This window comes from Acidovorax cavernicola, assembly GCF_003581445.1.
Window position 1 is genome coordinate 1 of record NZ_QXMN01000180.1, and the last position, 1752, is coordinate 1752.

Annotated in this window: 2 protein-coding genes; both read right to left on the reverse strand. The window is 58.2% G+C overall.

Annotation, left to right across the window (positions count from 1 at the left end; translation table 11 throughout):
• The coding region (locus D3H34_RS32270; RefSeq protein WP_147400573.1) for an RDD family protein at positions 1–1038 on the reverse strand (1038 nt) is incomplete at its 3' end.
• The coding region (locus D3H34_RS34410; protein ID WP_167481320.1) for a hypothetical protein at positions 1028–1752 on the reverse strand (725 nt) is incomplete at its 5' end. The genes D3H34_RS34410 and D3H34_RS32270, both read right to left, overlap by 11 nt.

Consider the following 1752-nt stretch of genomic DNA (forward strand, 5'->3'; position numbering starts at 1 on the left):
GCCCTGCTCGGCCATCAGCAGGGCAGCCAGCGCTCTAACTGCGGCTTTCTTATCTGGTTGCGAATCTTCATAGGTGGAGGTGATGACATAGTCGATGCCGCCGGTCTGCGCTACTTCTACGACCGCATGCACCCCCCCTTCCGGGGTTGGCTTGCCACCTGCGAGCCTGCAGGTAGCCCCATGGAGGGGGGGATCCGTGAGAAAAAGAAACCCCTCAGCCTGAAGCAGCACCCGCTGTCGAAGACAAGCATCCACGAAACTCTTCGGTCCCCAGTCCATCTCCAGGCGCACTTGATTCCTGTCCCCCGAACCGAGAGAAAAGACGACGTGCATGACCTTTCGCTCACTCGAAAGCTCATCATGTGCCACTCGCCAGCGTGTGTCGAGCGGAATCATCGTGCCCGTAAGACGATGCATCCACTGCCACCGGCCTGTGACCGCACGGCTCACATCGTCTGCAACGTCTGTCCCTCCGGCCGTGAGAGCAATGGCAATGGCAACTGCCATCAAAACCGGCAAGCAAAGGCCTGGAATCAGGGCGCCAACGAGCAGGAGTGTTGCCCGCAAGGGTCGCCATTCAGAAACCAGGCTTATTCGCGACCCATTGCCACTTCGATCCCACGGCAGCACCTGCGAGCCGCGCAGGGCGACAGCGATGGATAGGGGAAGCGTCACAAACATCAATGGCAGCAACCAAAACCCGCCCCCCCACACAACAAGCTTTAGCGTTCTGCCAAAGGCAGTCCCGTAACTAAGCAACTGCCCGCGCTGGGCGTCGCCAACGCGTAGGCGAAGCAGCGCCTTCCCAGGTGTGGCCCCCAGCGTAGAAAGAAAAAGCGGCTCAACGGCAAGGTGAAGGATGCAAAGGCAAAGGGCTGCGCAAGCCATGCGCCACAGCCAATTCATGTCTGCCTGCAGTGTCCTCAGAACCAGCCATACCGTAACAGCCGACGGTGCCAACCAGACCAGATCGACCACGCGAGCTAGCACGCGTCGCGACAGCAACCCGCCAAGGCTCTGAAAATTCTCAGTTGCCATGACTCGTGCGCGTGCTTTGGATCAGACCCAGCGCGAGTGATCTGGCATTCTCTGCGGCCTCCTGCGCCTGGTTGTCGTCAGGTACGGTAATCAGCATCGCCCAAGTGCGCTTGTTGTCAGTGAACCAAGACAACCCTTTTCTGTACAAGCCACTGGCAGGCTCAGTGCCGGAAAGGCTCACGATGTACGTCTGCTTGAGGCGATCCGCACCCACGACATCATTCTTTTCGTCTACCAACACTGCTTGAGGTTCATCAAACAGATCCAGAAAGAGCTGCTCGATGGCATTCGCCGTCGTAACTTTGTCGGGATCGAGAAAGCCAGCGTTTGGATGCGACGCCACGCCCAACATCACAAGACACTTTTTTGGCCCCTCGGCGCAAGTAAAGTCGAAGACCGTCTCACCCAAGGTCGGTAAGTACATCGAGGAACCGAGTTTCCAGCCGCTTGGCAGCACCAGCCGCGCCCCACTTATGGGATTGACCCAGACGTCGCGCGTCGAGATTCCAATGATTCCAAGCAGCCTTCTCGAAGCAATTCCAAGGTCTGCATCAACGCTTTTGAGAACCGTTGCCCATACGGCCAGCAAGAGTAGAGAGCCGACACTAATTGCGGCAACCGCGCCGCCGAAAAACCTCTGCCGAGTACTGGCACGGAGATACTGCACCTGCCAGTCCCTGTCGTAGGAGGCAGGCTGACCCTTTAACATTGCAC